This window comes from Chitinophaga polysaccharea (genome assembly GCF_902150045.1).
GTDB lineage: Bacteria > Bacteroidota > Bacteroidia > Chitinophagales > Chitinophagaceae > Chitinophaga > Chitinophaga polysaccharea_A.
This window is the reverse complement of record NZ_CABFVU010000004.1, coordinates 637,593-654,613: the sequence shown is the minus strand read 5'-3', so window position 1 is coordinate 654,613 and position 17,021 is coordinate 637,593. Positions and strand designations below refer to the sequence as shown.

The window sequence follows — 17,021 nt, the reverse complement described above, 5'->3', positions numbered from 1 at the left end:
AACATCTCATGAAATTCAGTACCCGTTTTATATACAAGGCAACTTTAGTTACTTTTTTGTTGTCTTCCTGTGGCAAAGGTTTTGTGGACCTGAAGCCAATATCTTCTATCACTACCAGCAATTTTTACCAGACAGCGGAAGATTTTAAGAATGCGCTGAACGGCGCCTATAACTCGCTTATGTCTGGCGGCACTTACGGCGTTGACAGTTATATTTTTGCAGAAATAAGGTCTGATAATTCCATTCCTGTTGCCTCCGGTTCCGTAACCGACCAGGATGAATTTGACCGCTTCTATATCCGCACTACTAACCCATATATCAACAACCGCTGGAGCAACAGCTATACCGCTATTGCCCGTTGCAACGCCATCCTGGGGCGCATCGATCCAATTACAATGGATGATGCACTGAAAGCCCGCTATACAGCAGAAGCCAAATTTCTCCGTGCCCTCTTTTATTTCAACCTTGTACGCACTTTCGGTGATGTGCCACTGGTGCTGAAAGAGATCACTAACCCGGATGATGGTTATGAGTATGGCCGGAACCCCAAGGCAGATGTGTATGCACAGATTGAGAAAGACCTTACAGAAGCTGCGCAGGTACTGCCTGTTTCCTATACCGGGGCAGACGTTGGCCGTGCCACGCAGGGTGCCGCCAAAGCTATTCTTGGCCGGGTGCTGCTCACTGAAAAGAAATATGCGGCAGCAGCAACACAGCTGAAATCAGTGATCGACCTGCACCAGTATGCACTGCTGCCGGTGTATGCAGATTTCTTTAAAGTGAGTAATAAAAACAGTAAAGAAGCCATTTTCGATGTGCAGTATAAATCCGGTGGTGTGGGACTGGGAAATCCATGGCCCAATTCATTTGCGCCGCAAAATTCCGGGAATGCTGTGATACAGTTTGGCGGCGGCGGTAATAATGCACCTACCGACGACCTGGTGAATGAATACGAAGCAGGCGATCAGCGTAAAGCGGCAACCGTAGCCACTTCCTACGTAAATGCAAGCGGCGTTACCATCCCCGGGAACTTCGTTAAAAAGTATTTTGACGTGCCCGCTATTGCCAATGACAACGGGAATAATATTCCTGTGATCCGCTATGCAGACGTAATACTGATGTATGCAGAATGCCTGAACGAAGCAGCGTATACAGCCAATGGCGAAGCCTTCACTTATCTGAACGATGTGCGCAACCGTGCGGGGCTGGGTAATCTCACCGCCACACAGGTTCCCAGCCAGGCGGCTTTCCGGCTGGCCATGGAACACGAGAGAAGAGTGGAATTTGCCTTTGAGAACCTCCGCTGGTATGACCTGGTAAGAACCGATCGCGCTATCGCTGTAATCAATGGAAAATCCACCCAGATCAACCTGGTAAATCCCGTTACCCAGCAAAACCAGGTTTTCCCGATCCCGCAAAGCCAGATCGATATCAATAAAACAAAAATCACCCAGAACGAGGGCTCCAACTAATATAAACGGCATCAGCTTCCCTACCCGGGAGCTGATGCCGTTTATCCAAACTTCCGCGATGAAAATAACAGCAGGGTCTATTTTATGCATAGCATTTTTAACCGCCATCAACAGTGCTGCACAGGTAAACAAGCCAATTGAACTTAATACCGCCGGGCTGAATGGTAATCACGATCTTCAGTTACCCGCCTGGGGGCCTTATTCAAAACATTATGCAGGCATCTCCCATATACCTGATGTTACATCCGGTATGCGGTTTGATTTTTCTGTATTACCCGGCTATTACCGCAACAAACAGCTGATACCAAATGTACGGTTCGAATCTTCTTATTTTCCCTGGAAGACTAAAAGCGACCTTAGCTCCTTTACTTACCGGTATGAGCTGGAGTGGAAAGACCAGGTATATACAGACGTGACCTACACCCTCATTGATACCTCCTCCCTGCTGATATCCATGCGTTGTGTTAACAATACCGACCTTCCTCAAAACCTTTCCCTGAACCTGGTAGCGTCTGTAGAATATCCTGAAAATTACGGGATGCAGCAACTGAAATACGGTACAGGCACGAAGTGGTACAATGCAGTGGACTATCGTTCGCTGTCATTTGCCGTTAAAAAACCAACGGATGATCTTGTGCACGACGGGTGGATGCGCGGCGAGATACGCGACTCCCGGTTTATAAACGGGCGCGCTATAGGAGAAGGTTTTGGCCGGCAGCCGGGCGACAAAATTGAATATGATATTCCTGTGCCTTCCGTCAGAAAGGCCAGACTCCTTTTTATTTACGCGCTAAAGAACGGGAAAGAATCTGCCGTGCAACTCTCCGGGCTGGTTAATCAAAAGATCATTTTCAGGCCAAGCGACAGTCTTGCTGTACTGGACATTCCGTTTGAAACAAGCAGTAGCACCAGCCGGTATCTGACCCTTACCTCGCTTGGCGGCGGGGATATATTGCTGAATGGTATTGTTGTAACAACAGCATTATCCGGTAAGCCATTTACCATTATTCCTTCCCCTCAGCTTAAAACACCGGTCACCGAAGAAGATCTTCCTGCACGCACACTGTTGCTCAAATACCAGGATATACCGCTGTATTATGGAATCACATGGGATACTGAACCATTTAAGATCCGCGAAATTAAGAATGATGAACTGGACATCTTCCTGCGTAACGAAACACATAACCATGTGTCCAAAGTGCTAAACGGGAACATGAAAGGCGATTATGCCAACATTTTTATACGGCCGGTACAACTGGCGCCACATGCATCGCAAACATGCACGGCACTGCTCAGTTGCGGAACACGCGATGGCGCAATAGCTATATTAAAAAAAGGAACACCGCTAAAAAATCATTTTGCCGCCCAATTGGAAGATACCATACCGGAAGAAGAAGGAATACTGGAAGAAGGAAAAAAATACCTGTTCAGCCATAACCTGCTGAAAAGTACCTTGCTGTCAAACGTGGTATATCCCATTTATACCCAAAATCAATATATAAGACACTTTACCCCGGGTAAGTGGTGGAACAGCCTGTATACATGGGATCTTGGCTTTACTGCGCTGGGACTTTCAACGGTAAATACATCCGCTGCCATTGAATGCGTCAATGCCTATGTAACCTCACCGGGAAGTCAATCAGCTTTTATTCATCACGGCTCTCCCCTGCCCGTTCAGATCTATGTGTTCCTGGAATTATGGAATAAAACACAGTCAGTGAAATTGCTCCGTTATTTCTATCCAAGACTGAAACAATATTATGAATTCCTTGCGGGGCATTATGGTAGCTCTACGACGGACGTATTGTCGTCGCACCTGCTGAAAACCTGGGACTACTTTTATAATTCCGGCGGATGGGATGATTACCCGCCGCAGATAGCTGTCAGGGATCAACGCCTGGAAAAAAGGGTCACCCCGGTGGTTACCACCGCCCATGTTATCCGGGTAGCCAAGATCATGAGAATGGCCGCCATGGCCCTCGACAGCCTTTCCAACCTGAAAGAGTACGATGGCGATATCAGAAGATTCACCGCAGCGCTGCAAAATAATTCCTGGGACGCGGAAAGCGGGTACTATTCTTATGTGATGCATGACAGCAGCGGTCATCCTACCGGGTTTTACAAAGATCCTGTATCCGGCGTCAATTTCAATATGGGCCTGGACGGGGCCTACCCGCTGATTGCCGGCATATGCAACGGCAGCCAGCAGGAAATCTTAACAGAAAAGATCTTTTCAGATAAACATATGTGGAGCCCCTCCGGTATCACCGTAGTAGACCAGTCGGCTCCTTATTACCGTATAGACGGCTACTGGAACGGGGCGGTATGGATGCCGCACCAGTGGTTTGTGTGGAAAACCATGCTGGACATGGACAGATGTGATCTTGCCTATAAAATTGCTTCAAAAGGCCTGGATGTTTATAAAACAGAAACCGATGCCTCTTATTACACGTTCGAACATTTCCTCGCTGCTTCCGGTCGCGGGGCAGGATGGCACCAGTTCTCCGGGTTATCAACCCCTGTATTGTCGTGGTTTGAGGCGTATTATAAAACAGGCGCCATTACACCGGGCTTTGAAATATGGATCAACAGGCAATCATTCAGTAAAGATCATACTTCGTATGAAGCGGATATTTCGTTTGATGAAGCCACCCGTCCGCATAAACGCGCCATGCTGGCCGGGATGAATCCCGGCTTCGATTACCAGGCTCAGTTTAACGGCCAGCCTGTTACCATCAAACGTTTACAAAAAGGAGTGCTTCAGCTCAGCCTTCCCGCTACCAATAAAAGCGGCAAGCTGGTAATTTCTCCGGTTAATCCTTCTAAATAATGAGAAAGATCACACAAACAAAACTATTCACTGTTTGGGTATTTGCCTTTAACTGCCTGCTTCCAACAGGTGGGGCATTGGCGCAAACCATACCGGACGGATGTGCCGCCAGCCTGAAAGGAGATACGCTTCTGCTGGAAAATAAAGTGGTAAAAAAAACCTGTCTGATCGGTCCTGCCGGTCTTTCTACTTTGGCCATAACCAACAAATTACAGGGCATTACATGGACAATGGACACCACCCTGCCCTGCTTTACTATACCGGGACTGCATACCAGGGCGGCCCATCCGGTTTTCAAGGTAGTTCCCGTGAAAGCCAGCAGGCAAATGGCTGCCCACCTTGAAGCCTCATTGGTGATCTCGTACGACAGTCTTCAGCTAAAACAGGTGTTCAGGATATACCCGGGATCGGCCGCCATTGCATGCGATTATTACCTGAAAGGAAATACAGCAGCATGGCAGCAGCGGGTGGTAGCCGCCGGCGATATTAAGAATCTTGAATCAGTTGGGGCTTCAAAAGAAGGCGAAGCCAACGCAATTGTAGCGGACCGCCTGGCCTTACCGGGAAAGCACTGGACACTCAGATCCGTTGAATTTTTTGATGCCACAGACCAGAACAATACGCTTACCCAGGAATATAAAAGTCTCGCTTACCGGCAGGAGCAGCGCCTGAGAGGCAATCTTCTTTTTATGGAAGCAACAGGAAAAGGAAATGGTTTGTTCTGGCTGAAAGAAGCGCCTGTTTCAGGGGTGCAGCTGGCCTATCCGGGCTTTGATTTTTCGGTGAAATTCGGCGACTTTAAAATAGCGGGTTTGGGTATAGATGCAAAAGACATTAATGACAATGAGTGGACCAGGTGCTACAGCGTAGTGACTGGTGTGTTCAGCAATGGTGAAAGTGGGGCAGATATAGCGCTCAGAACCTACCAGGAGGCCATCAGGCCGCAGGCAGGCATTACTGAAAATATGATCCTTCAGAATACCTGGGGCGACCGCGGGCAGGACAAAAACATCAATGAGGCTTTCATATTGAATGAAATTCAGCTTGGCGCAAAGCTTGGCACCACGCATATCCAGCTGGATGACGGATGGCAAAGCGGGAAAAGTGCCAACTCTGCCTTCCAGGGCGGCAGCTTTAAGGATATCTGGCACAAACCCGGCTACTGGTTGCCTGACCCGGTAAAGTTCCCTGACGGGTTCAGGAAAATAATGGCCGCGGCAAAAGCAAAAAACATGATCATCTCTACCTGGTTCAATCCCTCTGTAGACAGCAGCTTTAAATATTGGGAAAACGATGCCTCTGTATTGGTTGATCAATATAAAACATACGGTATTCACATGTGGAAGATCGACGGTGTAAGAATAGCAGATAAAAAGGCGGAAATCAATTTCCGTAAAATGCTGGACACCGTAGTAGCCCGTACCAACGGGGAAGGTATTTTTAACCTGGATGTAACAGCAGGAAGACGGTTCGGGTATCATTATTTTTATGAGTACGGCAATCTTTTCCTCGAAAACCGGTATACAGACTGGGCCAATTACTATCCGTATTATACCCTGAGAAACCTTTGGATGTTAAGTAAATATATGCCGCCACAGCGGCTTCAGATTGAATTCCTGAATAAATGGAGGAATACGGATAAATACCCGGTGAACGACAGTTTAAGCCCTTCCGCCTACTCATTCGATTACCTGTTTGCTGTTACTATGGCGGCCCAACCGCTTGCCTGGATGGAAATGAGAAATCTTCCGGCGGCGGCCTATACCACGGCTACGCTTATCAGCGCTTATAAACGATACTGGAAAGAATGGCATGAAGGAATGATCTTCCCGGTTGGGCAGGAACCTTCCGGCAGCAGCTGGACAGGATTCCAATCGTTCCACTCCGGCAACAACACAGAAGGTTTTGTATTAGTATTCCGGGAAAATAATAAAAAGACAACCTGTATGATAAAACTGACAGGGTTAGAAGAAGGGAAATATATCTTTGACCATCTTGCCGGCAATGGGAAAACATTTACAACAACCGTTAAAGATGGAAATATTTCTTTTATACTTCCCCGGGAACGGAATTTTGCCTTTTATCGCTATCATAAATATTGATTAAAAATCTACCTGTATATTTTCATTTCGGGAAGATCTGTTAAGACAAAAAGAGAAATTTTATCTCATTATATTTATCTTTATTATTAATAATTGATTAATAAATCATTACTCATCAGGCTTTATACTGTTTTCCTGCTTTAGTTGAAAAACTGATTCACTCATATGAAAAACACTAACCGAAAACTATCCTCCGAACAGTCCCGGGAATTACTCGGCGTATTAAAAGCGCGCTTTGAAAAAAACAGGCAACGCCATAAAGGGATCGATTGGGCCAAGGTGCAGGTTAAGCTGGAAGCGAGTCCGGCGAAACTATGGTCGCTTGATGAAATGGAGCTGACCGGTGGAGAACCGGATGTAGTGGGTTACGATAAAAATAAGGACGAATATATTTTCTTCGATTGTTCGGCAGAAAGCCCCAAAGGCCGCAGGAGCATCTGTTACGACCATGAGGCCCTGGAGTCAAGGAAAGAGCACAAACCGGAAAACAGTGCCGTTCAAATGGCTGCTGATATGGGTATTGAGCTTTTAACAGAGGCGCAATACCAGGACTTACAGCAACTTGGCAACTTTGACCTGAAAACGTCAAGCTGGATAGTAACGCCTCCTGCCATCAGAAAACTTGGCGGGGCGCTCTTCTGCGATCGCCGTTATGATCATGTTTTTGTGTATCATAATGGTGCAGAATCTTACTATGCCGCCAGGGGATTCCGTGGATCTTTAAGGGTATAGCGGTTATAGCTGTACGAATTTCGGTGTATGGCCGGTAGAAGGAATAAATTCGTTCATCACCCATGCTGTGCTCAGCTTAAGATAACTGGTGGTAGTGCCATCGCTGCAGCCATACCACTCTTCCGAAAGAATATCGTTATCGATTACCAGCTGTACATCCATTTTCACGTCCAGCATCAGGCCAAATACCGTTGCTGCCCCCACATCCGTTCCCAGCATGGAATGCAATAATTCAACCGGGGCAAAGGACAGGCGGGAAATCCCCAGCGCTGCACTCAGATCTTTTGTTTTAAAAGGTTTTCCGGCGGTAGTAACCACCAGGTAAAAATTTGTTTGCTGCCGGTTACAGAGAAAGAGTGTTTTTACTGTTTTCATGTTCAGTCTCTGATCTATCCTGATACAATCTTCCATTGTAATAGCGGGATCAGTGTCTACCCGCTCATACTTCACGCCCTTATCCCTGAACATTTCATATACCATTTGTTGCAATGGTGTTTTGAACACCGGTGGTCCGGTTTGTTTTACCTCGCTAACGAAATACATATCCATACTCATTACTGTCCTTTTCAATGGCCAAAGATAGCCGATAGGCGCTAAAAAACGAACCCGGTCGCAAACCACCCTCCAGATTGTCGTATATCCCCTTCATACAAATCTGAATTTCTTATCACCTTTGTTATGTCGAAGGTTAAAAATAAACAGCCGGCACAACATAAGTGGAGCAGCAACACTCTAAAAACGGGCGGAACCGAAAAGCCAGATGAGTAGGAATAAAATTATATCTTATGTCAAACAACACTGTTTCACTGCACCGGATGCTTAAAACATCGCCCGAAAAAGTTTATCGCGCATTTACTGAATCCAATGCCATTGCTTCATGGTTGCCTCCTTATGGATTCGTTTGTACTGTTCACGAACAGGAAGTAAAAGTAGGTGGGGCTTTCAAAGCGTCCTTCCAGAATTTTAATACAGGCAACAGTCATTCATTTGGTGGCGTATACCTGGAGCTCAAACCTAATGAGTTTTTGAAATACACTGATAAATTTGATGATCCTAATTTACCGGGAGAAATGGTTACTTCCGTATCGTTAAGGAAAACTATTGCCGGAACGGAAATAAAAATCACCCAGGAAGGAATTCCGTCTGCTATACCCGTAGAAATGTGCTATCTGGGCTGGCAGGAGTCGCTGGAAAAGCTGGCTAAGCTGGTAGAGCCTGAAATACCTGATGCATGAGACCTGCATTCAATATAAAAGGCCTTCAAACCTGCCGGTGTGAAGGCCTTCACTTTTTATTAGCTGAGTGCCAGCCGGAGGCAGCCTTTTTATTTGCCACCTACATTCATATCAAAGCTCAGCTTCTTTGAAGGCAGGCACTCGTGATCGTTGCATGCCATAAATTCCACCACTCCTTTTACCTTTGTAGCTGCCTTACCTTTTATGGTCACAGTTTGTACAAAATCAACCTGCTGCTCATAATACTTCATCTCTGAATTAAAATTGCTGTCAAATTCCTTCTTCAGTTTCCCCAGCTCCTTTGCTTTTCCAACAGGCATTACCAGGGGATTTTTAATAAAACTGAACGAAGTTGGAACCGGCCCCTCTCCTGTATCCTGTGCATACATATGCCAGCCGGGATCTATCATGGCTGTCATATGTAATTCAAAAGTACTTGCATTCAGCTTTTTTGCCGTAAAATTCCATTTTACAGGATTCATCACCTGTGCGCCGGCAAGTGCAGGAAGAGCAAAGAGGAACAGCGCAGATAACAGCTTTCTCATACGTACATTTTTTTGGTCGGTTGGTTTTAAGTAAGTACTGTTTACAATTTACCTGTACTTTTAAAATAAATCAGGAATGCCAGGTAAATTGTAAAAAGCAATCCAAAAATAATCAATATGATCTTTATTATCCGTTGTTGTAATTGTTTCCTGTTCACCGGGGAAGGAGCTTTATAATTTCTGAATAAAAATGCCAGGAAACCTACCAGGGCAAAAACAGCCAGCATAAACAGTATTCCTGCCAGGAAATTCTTCAATGCGCTTCCACTGCAGTAAAACGCTTGCTTACTGCTAAAGAAGCGGCTGCTGGCGGGCTGCTGATCATTTACCATGATCACATAACTTTTCTGCTGTTGTATCCGGCTAAACCTGCGGGCAACTTCATCTCTTAAATAACCGGTTTTTGTGTTGGAAAATATGGGGAAAGAATAAAATTTCAGCGCAGCTTTTTGTTGCTGCTGATAATGATTGCCATTAACATAGTAGCTGTAATCAACATTAACGAAACTGTATAAATTGCCCCGTTGTTTATATACGTCATACCCGGAAACAGTAACTTCTCCCTGCACTGCGTGATAGCCCGGATGCGTCCATTGAAATTCTTTCAAACGCAGGTAAGGCGACAGAGAGTATAATGTTATTATTAAGAAATATATACCCCCGGTATAAAAAAGGGATTTTCTTAAATGATGGTTGTTTAATTGTAGTTTCCCGTGCTGCCGGATGTTTAATATGAAATAGATAACAACACCGATAAAAAGGCTGTAAACAGCCAATTGAAAGGGATTCCAGATAGCTATAAAAAAGACGCCGGCGGCCGCAGAAAATATATACCCGGTAATATTTTGTAAAAAATTTTTCTTATTCATCTAAACGGGCTGTTCATCTTAAATTCCACTATCATTATTTCCCTCTTCGCTTTCTCGTCCCTGACTGACTACCTTTTTTGGATGACGGCGCCGACTGCTTTTCCTCGGCCGACTTCCGCTCTGCAGCCACCCAAAAATCGGTGATCCCTTCCACCATGGTGGCAATAACTTTTTGTCCTTCTTTCAATTGCTCCAATGCCGCCAATACAGTTTCCCGCTTATTACCCAATGAGATCTTTGCAAAGGCATGCAGGTTAAAACGTAATTCCTCCAGCCTGTCTGTTTCGTCTTTCAGGAAACCCAGTTCCTCTTTCAGAACGGAATTATCCCCTTTCAGAATAGTTCCCAATAATTTCCTTATGGCCTCGTCTAACGCCTGTACTTCATCGGAAAACTCGTTGAGGCTTTCGTTTCCATATTCTTTATCCATCGCCGCTTTTTGTTCTTTCTCCACTTTTTTCTTTTCTATGCTTTCTGCGGACATTTCTTCTTCCCGGTATAATTTAAATTTAAGACTCTCTGCCAGCCGCTGATGCAGCTTGTCTTCCAAACCATGCATTAAATGCTGACATGCCTTACAGGAAGGTACAATATCACCGCTGCCATATTCTATTACCTTGCCATGTGCGTCAACAATAGGAACAGTACTATTTGTATTAAGCGGCGATACCCATCTTTCCGTCATGGAAGCATGCAACAAAGTAGTAGGATGCAATTTCAGACTACTTCCGTCAATGATAGACCAGATCAGCTTCGGGGCTGCACAGGTACCGGTTAATCCGGTTTTCACCTCTTTTCCCTGCGCATGTTCTTTCACAATATTCTTTTCCTCCCCCGTTCCGAAATCCTGCGGGCTTAGTTGTTTTGCAACAATTGCCCTGGCCTGATCCACATCCATCACAGACTGCACATACTGCATCCCCAGTGATTGCGCAATGGTTCTGAAACCAGTGGATACGCCGCCGGAACAAGTGGCAAACAACTTTCCGTCTATAATCAGCACCCCCAGCATATAGCCTTTATAGCTGTCATGTTCTTCATCATAACGTAAGAGGTTTCCCAATTCTGTTTTCGCGCTATTATCTTTCGCTTTCACGAGTATAAACAGTTCCTTCGCTTTCTTATCAATGGCATTATATAGTTGAAGTGACAGCGCCTGGCTGTTTTCGCTTTGCGGAATAGTAAAAGGTTTGTCTGGGATAACGTTTTTAGACGCGAGGTTAGGATAAGGCGTATGCTGTACATAAACAGCATTGACGCCCTCTGTCAAACGGGTGATGCAGTCTGTCATTGTACCTACATCTTCCCCCGGCAGGGATTCCTGTAATACTATCCATGCTTTCAGGATTCCGAGTTTATTACTCAGTTCGGGGAATAACACCAGCACTTCTTCCACCGCTTCTGAAAAAGTCTGGTTGCGTGTATTCACCGGTCCTTTCAGGTAGTTTTGAATCGCCTGTTTATCACTTCCTTTGGCCAGTTGCTTATCAATTTTGAGCTGTATGATCCCCAGGCCCTGTAATACAGGCTGGGCTGTAACTGCCGGATACGCGATACCATTATGAGGAACCGGTTGGTTAGCAGCAGCACGGGAAGCGCCGGGAGCTGTTGTTTTGAGGAGGCTTGATGACATACAGGGTGAATATATGTCTTCAAAAAATAACTAATTACCCCTTAATAAACAAATATTATTTGCAGAACCTTTACTCCTGTTCACTCACGGATATTGCGCAGCAACCGTTTTCGCCGCGTCACTCATAGGCCAGCGCCAGGTGGTTACAAACAGCGTGGTAAGGTTTTTATTAGCTGCCGCACATGCCGCCAGGATAAAGTTATCAACCGCATCCTGTGTAGTAACTGCAGCGGGGCGGCTACCGGCTTGTTTCCATACATTACGGATAAAATTTTCCCCGCCATAATCCCTTTTTAACCGCATGCAAAAGGAGGCAAACAGATCTGTAGCTCCGCCAAAACCGCCCGGCACACCTGTATTTGCACCCAGTGTGTTGTTCCAGTTGAGCGAAGTATTAGCCGTATACTGATCTACCAGTTTTACAACGGCGCTTTTGAACTCCGCATAAGGCATTACGGTGCTGCCCACAAAAGGACCACCCTGCACACCGGTGGCATCAAGACTCATGAAACGCATCAGCACTGCATAGCCGGTAGTAACAGGATCGTTTGCCTTATAGGCCAGCTGATCTCCATAAAACCAGAAGTTCCTCCCGAATTCATAAAAAGGTACCTGGTCGAACTGGTTATTGGTGCGGATACCATTGTAAATAATATCGAAGTTGGTATTGAGAATTTCGATACCGGTTGCGCCCAGGTAACCGCAGCCCGCACCACAGGTGGCAGGTACATCGGCAATCACACTGCGGCCATCCAGTATTTTGGCGGGTCCCGGATCCCGTCCTGTGCAGGCCCTGTAAAAGCCATAAACGCTGTCCATAGTGCTTACCCATTTAATCATTACCGCCGGATCAAGATTAAGGTTGCGGGATAAAATAACGACCCGGTTGCCGGGCCAGGGGAACAGACTATACTGTTTGCCATCAAATGAGGTATAGGAAACCGTATTGCTGATATTCAGTTCTTTGGTCACTACCGCTTCCCCAACAGGGTTTTTCACTGTTAACTTTACAGTAACCTTACCATTGGCTGCATAGGTATGCGTGGGATTGGGCAGTGTTGAGGTGCTGCCATCTCCGAAATTCCACAGGTAATCTTTACCTCTCACCGCCGTACTGGTAAAAGCAAGCTGACTGGGTTTCAGGATATCAGGCGTGGTAAAGGCGAAATCAGCGATGGGGCTTTTGATATTGATAGTAACTGTTTTCTCAACAGTATCTTTCCGGCTGCCATCAGCTGCTACCAGTCGCACCGTATAGTTGCCATTGGTAGTATAAGTTACAACCGGCTGCCGTTCCGTACTGCTTTCACCATTTCCGAAAGTCCAGGAGTAGGATCTGGCATTCTGGGAAAGATTCTCAAAATTCACCTTAAAGGGATAAACGGCCGTATCGGCAATGGTGAAGGAAAATGCCGCCGAAACTTTCGGATCATTTCCCGTGGGAGATGTTGTGCTATCGCCCTTTTTACAGGCAGTAATGCAGGTACAGATACAGGCAATCAACAATATTTTTTTCATGGGTAACGTATCGCTTTTTAATATAAGTGTTTGATGGGAATAGATATGAAAATGGTATCATCCGGCGTGCCGGGCGCACCATCGTTTCTGTTCATTGTAATGGCGCCGGTAATAATATTGTGCTTAAGTGTACCCGTGAGCGTTATATAACATGTAATTCTGGTTTGATGGTATTTCATACGTAAATGGTTTGTCCCCATGGGATGCCCCAAAGTTCAAAACCTGCCGCCATTTAAAAAATACCCACTAGTGGGTAATTAGCCAAACACCTGGTAGTACATGAGTTCAGCGTTATTTTTACATCTTAATTTATAAATGATATTCTTGCGGTGGGTTTTAGCAGTGTTCAGTGAAATAGCATACCTGTCGGCAATTTCCTGGTTACTGTGATGCCTGGTGATGAGCGACAGGATTTCTTTTTCCCGTTTGCTGAGCGTAGCATATAAGTGCATCTTTTCCACCAGGAACGCCCTGTTTTCAAACATGCGCCGGAATTCACGCAGATAATCCGGCAACAGGTCCGTCGATACATCCAGTATGATCCGGGCCCGGTTGTCTTTACAGTGCTTATCTATCTGCATATTTACATCATCCGGGGGCTGCTGGGGTAAGGTCATCCACTGCATGGCCTGGTTAATATGTGAAAAGTACCTGGGGCGAAAGGTCAAAGGGTCATTTTTGGAATAGATCTCCATCACAGATACCTGTGCAAGTACATTGGGCGATACCACGTGCCCTACATTAAATTCCAGCCCGGTATCGCTGGCAGGTTTGTCCAGGAAGTGGTATACCCACTGCTGCAGATCCGGGGGATCACAAAATGAAAATCCGACGAATCCCAGAGTATCCTGGATGGCAATACACGCTCAAAAATTTCTTTGTAGATAGAGATCCCCCTCATTAAATCTTCCGTACTCTGGCATTCACCAAACGGTTATGAAGCAGGTCTTCTTTTTCATTATAACTTACCCAAAGGAACTCGTTGTTTTGTAGAATTGCAGACATACCTTTAATATTGACAGATTTGTCCTGACATGACAGTTTGCTAACAGGGATATTTTTTATTCCAGGCGTATGGGACACTGCCTAACTTACCAGCGTTTCACATGCAACGGGGTCAGGGACAAGCAAATATACCAGATTTTACTGATCCCGCAGTTTGTGATTAACATTTGAATAACTGCCATATAGCAGGGGTTACAGGGGCGGCCCCTTCAGCCGCCTTATTTTCTTCGCAAAACGTTCGCTGAGCGCCGTCCGGGTTGCTGCATGTTCCGGCTTGTTATAACGCTGCTGTGCATAGGCGTATGTTGTAGCCGGGAGATGCCAGTTAAAAATATTTTCGAGGTATTTTATATCATCTCCCATTACCCGCTCCAACACTTTCTGCTTGGATACGCCCGACTGCTGGCAGTACCTGTCCAGCTATGCACCGCGACCGGATTTCACATATAACACCAGCATATGGCGCCATAATGCACCAGAATATAGTATATTTGTACCATTATGAAGATCTCTTTAGCAATCCAGATCAGTACAGCTATTCCTGATTAAATAGGTTATTACATTTATGTCCACGTCTGAAGAATCACCTGCTTTTTTAGCCGACGGTGATAGAGATTTGTTTAACGATTTATACAAACGGTATTGGGAGAAATTGTTCATTGTTGCCAATAAGCACCTGAAAGATGCTGTGGCAGCAGAAGACGTGGTGCACGACGTATTTTTAAGTTTGTGGAATAACAGGAAGAAAGTGGAAATAGGACAGTTCGAAAACTACCTTGTAACGGCCGTTAAATACCAGGTGCTCACCCAGATCAGGAAAAAGGCTTATGCGCGGAAATATACCAGGGATGCGGCGATGGACAAACATGCTGAACTGACGCCCGAAATCAGCGATGCGGTACATAACAGGAAAATACTGGAGCTTGTATATAAGGAAATAGACCAGCTGCCGGAAAAATGCAGGCTCATTTTTCAATACAGCCGGGAAGAAGGCATGAGCTCAAAGGAGATCGCCCAAACACTTAACATCAGTAAAAAAACGGTGGACAACCAGATCCACAAAGCCCTGGAACGTTTAAAGTTCAGGCTGAAACATATGCTTTTTTCATTTTTAGGATAAATAAAAAGCGCCGGTACATCTGCAAATGTACCGGCGCTTTTTATTTGTTTTACCAGCCGAAATTCTGCACCAGCTTACCACCTCCTTTATCTATTTCTGATTGGGGGATTGGCATGAGATAGTGTCGCTTTGTAAACACACGGCGTTGTATGGCGGTGAGTTTGAAGAACACAGCAAGACCGGCTTCTTCGCTGCCCGGATCAAAACCCGTGGCCTGTAACTCGCCTGAAGACGGCCGGGCGTTCATTCCATGCACATCTCCGTTATCTACATTTTCAGCAATCAGCCAGCGGCGCACATCCCAGAAGCGTTTCCCTTCAAAAGCAAATTCCACGCGCCATTCATTCTGGATCCGTTTCCGCATTCCCGCTTTTGTATTATCATTTGTGCCGCTCACCGGTAATGCCGGCATCGATACGCGGGCCCTTACTTTATTGATAGCATCGTACACATCCTGGCTGGGAGCGTCCAGGTATTCATTCATGGCTTCGGCATAAATAAGATAAATTTCGGCCAGCCGTATTACCGGGAAATTCCGGTTACCGTTTCCTCCACCTCTCAGGTTTACACCGGGATCGCACCATTTCCTCCAGTTATACCCGGTTTCGCAGTTGGTACCTGATTTGGGCCATCCGTCGGATGCTCCGCCATTGTTTCCAAAATAGGCATATTTCAACGGGCGCCTGTGGTTAGTGGAATCCCAGAAGGTATATTGAAAGTTGATGCTTGCATAGAAACGGGGATCCCTGTTTTTGTACATATTGGAAACGTTTTTCGCCTGCCGGTATGCTTTCCCGTCCCATAGCGGCCCGTCCCAGAAGCCATCTTTGGTATAACCTGAATTCACGTCAGTGATTGGCAGCCCATTATTCATTTCATACGCATCCACCATTTCCTGGAATACGCTGAACTTGCCGTTCCCCCCGGCGGATTGTGCGTCCTGGCCATTCGGCTGCATCGTTTGATCCAGGTCCCTGGTGGAGCCTATCAAATAAGGTAAAATGGTTTCCTTATACTCCCGGGAGTAGAACAGGCGGGCGTAGTTATCTATTGGATTCGACGGATTGGGATTGTTTAACGCATATACATTCATATCCAACACCGCCCTGGCGGCGTCGGCGGCCTTCTTCCATTTCTCCTTGTCATAAGTTTGCGGAAAAAGTTGTGCGCCGTCTATATTTTTTACACCAGCGTACATGGTGTTCCCGTTAAACAAGGGGCTGGCTGCGTATACCAACGTAATGGCTTTTAGTGCCATCGCTGCGCCACGGGTAATACGGCCGGTTTCCCCGGGGTTATCTGTATAATCTATGGGCAACACCGGCGCTGCCTGGTCAAGCTCTGCTATGATATAATTCACCACTTCGTCAACCGGCTTCCTCGTATTCAGGGCTTCAGGAATGCTTTCGCTTACATCTGTAACATCATCGCCCAACAACGGAATTGCCCCATAGGACCTGAGCAGTTCAAAATATAATTTAGCTCTCAGGAAACGAACTTCCGCTTTATATTGAGGGATCCGGTTGCTGTAGTAATCAACCCTGTCCTGTGGAATAGGGGTCTTATCTATATTTTTCAGGAAAATATTGGCTCTCCGTATAAACTGGTACGCCCATCCCCAATTGTCCAGCGAGTTATCGGTAGGCCCCCATGCACCGGAGTTAAATTTCTGCTCCGGCACATTTTCCCAGTGATTCTTGCACTCATCTGTACAGGCGCCCAACACGGTATTATAGTAGATGTTGGTGGTGCTTGTGTTTAACGACGTATACATATTGGCCCAGGCCCGTTCCGCCGTATTTATATTATCGTAAATGTCTTTTTCTGTAACAATTTCCTTGGGAACAACATCCAGATACTTCTTACAGGATATGGCTGTTATCCAGAGAAATATGAGTCCGTGGAATAATATTTTACGTATCATTTGTTGTTGATTTTAATTTATTCAGATGATCAGTGC

Annotated in this window: 15 protein-coding genes; 6 read left to right on the top strand and 9 right to left on the bottom strand. The window is 45.8% G+C overall.

Annotated features, from left to right (window positions below; all coding sequences use genetic code 11):
- The first annotated feature begins 8 nt into the window (after positions 1–8).
- The 4 genes from FN124_RS27345 to FN124_RS27330 all read left to right on the top strand — a co-directional run bounded on the left by FN124_RS27345 (position 9) and on the right by FN124_RS27330 (position 7,136).
- Positions 9–1,472 (top strand): RagB/SusD family nutrient uptake outer membrane protein, encoded by a 1,464-nt coding sequence (locus FN124_RS27345; protein WP_142687956.1) that lies wholly within the window; start codon positions 9–11, stop codon positions 1,470–1,472.
- A gap of 58 nt (positions 1,473–1,530) precedes the next feature.
- Positions 1,531–4,302 carry an MGH1-like glycoside hydrolase domain-containing protein gene (locus tag FN124_RS27340; protein ID WP_185937407.1) on the top strand — a complete coding sequence of 924 codons (2,772 nt, stop codon included), beginning with the start codon at positions 1,531–1,533 and terminating at the stop codon, positions 4,300–4,302.
- Positions 4,302–6,404, top strand: coding sequence for an alpha-galactosidase (locus FN124_RS27335; RefSeq protein WP_142687954.1), 2,103 nt, complete (start codon positions 4,302–4,304; stop codon positions 6,402–6,404). The genes FN124_RS27340 and FN124_RS27335 overlap by 1 nt, the downstream gene beginning before the upstream one ends.
- Positions 6,405–6,569: 165 nt before the next feature.
- On the top strand, positions 6,570–7,136 hold the full coding sequence (locus FN124_RS27330) for a DUF4256 domain-containing protein (protein ID WP_142687953.1): 567 nt from the start codon (positions 6,570–6,572) through the stop codon (positions 7,134–7,136).
- 3 nt (positions 7,137–7,139) lie between these two features.
- Here the strand turns inward: FN124_RS27330 and FN124_RS27325 are convergent, their stop codons facing one another.
- Positions 7,140–7,706: a prolyl-tRNA synthetase associated domain-containing protein gene (locus FN124_RS27325; protein ID WP_260607597.1), complete on the bottom strand. Its 567-nt coding sequence runs from the start codon at positions 7,704–7,706 to the stop codon at positions 7,140–7,142.
- A gap of 215 nt (positions 7,707–7,921) precedes the next feature.
- On the opposite strand from FN124_RS27325, the gene FN124_RS27320 reads away from it, so the two are divergent.
- On the top strand, positions 7,922–8,371 hold the full coding sequence (locus tag FN124_RS27320; protein WP_142687952.1) for an SRPBCC family protein: 450 nt from the start codon (positions 7,922–7,924) through the stop codon (positions 8,369–8,371).
- A gap of 89 nt (positions 8,372–8,460) precedes the next feature.
- Here the strand turns inward: FN124_RS27320 and FN124_RS27315 are convergent, their stop codons facing one another.
- The 7 genes from FN124_RS27315 to FN124_RS31015 form a co-directional block, all read right to left on the bottom strand.
- Positions 8,461–8,916 carry a protein-disulfide reductase DsbD domain-containing protein gene (locus tag FN124_RS27315; RefSeq protein ID WP_142687951.1) on the bottom strand — a complete coding sequence of 152 codons (456 nt, stop codon included), beginning with the start codon at positions 8,914–8,916 and terminating at the stop codon, positions 8,461–8,463.
- Between the two features lie 41 nt (positions 8,917–8,957).
- Positions 8,958–9,524, bottom strand: coding sequence for a hypothetical protein (locus tag FN124_RS27310; protein WP_142687950.1), 567 nt, complete (start codon positions 9,522–9,524; stop codon positions 8,958–8,960).
- A 295-nt stretch (positions 9,525–9,819) separates the two neighbouring features.
- Positions 9,820–11,418 (bottom strand): hypothetical protein, encoded by a 1,599-nt coding sequence (locus FN124_RS27305; protein WP_142687949.1) that lies wholly within the window; start codon positions 11,416–11,418, stop codon positions 9,820–9,822.
- Between the two features lie 84 nt (positions 11,419–11,502).
- Positions 11,503–12,936, bottom strand: coding sequence for a PKD domain-containing protein (locus FN124_RS27300; RefSeq protein WP_142687948.1), 1,434 nt, complete (start codon positions 12,934–12,936; stop codon positions 11,503–11,505).
- A 17-nt stretch (positions 12,937–12,953) separates the two neighbouring features.
- Entirely contained in the window at positions 12,954–13,115 is a 162-nt protein-coding gene (locus FN124_RS31020) for a hypothetical protein (RefSeq protein ID WP_185937406.1), read from the bottom strand.
- A 78-nt stretch (positions 13,116–13,193) separates the two neighbouring features.
- Complete coding sequence (locus FN124_RS27295; protein ID WP_142687947.1) at positions 13,194–13,667, bottom strand: LuxR C-terminal-related transcriptional regulator; 474 nt, start codon at positions 13,665–13,667, stop codon at positions 13,194–13,196.
- 466 nt (positions 13,668–14,133) lie between these two features.
- On the bottom strand, positions 14,134–14,304 hold the full coding sequence (locus tag FN124_RS31015) for a hypothetical protein (protein ID WP_185937405.1): 171 nt from the start codon (positions 14,302–14,304) through the stop codon (positions 14,134–14,136).
- 202 nt (positions 14,305–14,506) lie between these two features.
- Between FN124_RS31015 and FN124_RS27290 the strand changes: the two genes are divergently transcribed.
- The gene (locus tag FN124_RS27290) at positions 14,507–15,061 is read left to right on the top strand and encodes an RNA polymerase sigma factor (RefSeq protein WP_142687946.1); all 555 of its coding nucleotides are present in this window, start codon (positions 14,507–14,509) and stop codon (positions 15,059–15,061) included.
- A 49-nt stretch (positions 15,062–15,110) separates the two neighbouring features.
- Here FN124_RS27290 and FN124_RS27285 read toward each other — a convergent pair whose 3' ends face one another.
- Positions 15,111–16,985: a RagB/SusD family nutrient uptake outer membrane protein gene (locus tag FN124_RS27285; protein WP_142687945.1), complete on the bottom strand. Its 1,875-nt coding sequence runs from the start codon at positions 16,983–16,985 to the stop codon at positions 15,111–15,113.
- Between the last annotated feature and the right edge of the window lie 36 nt (positions 16,986–17,021).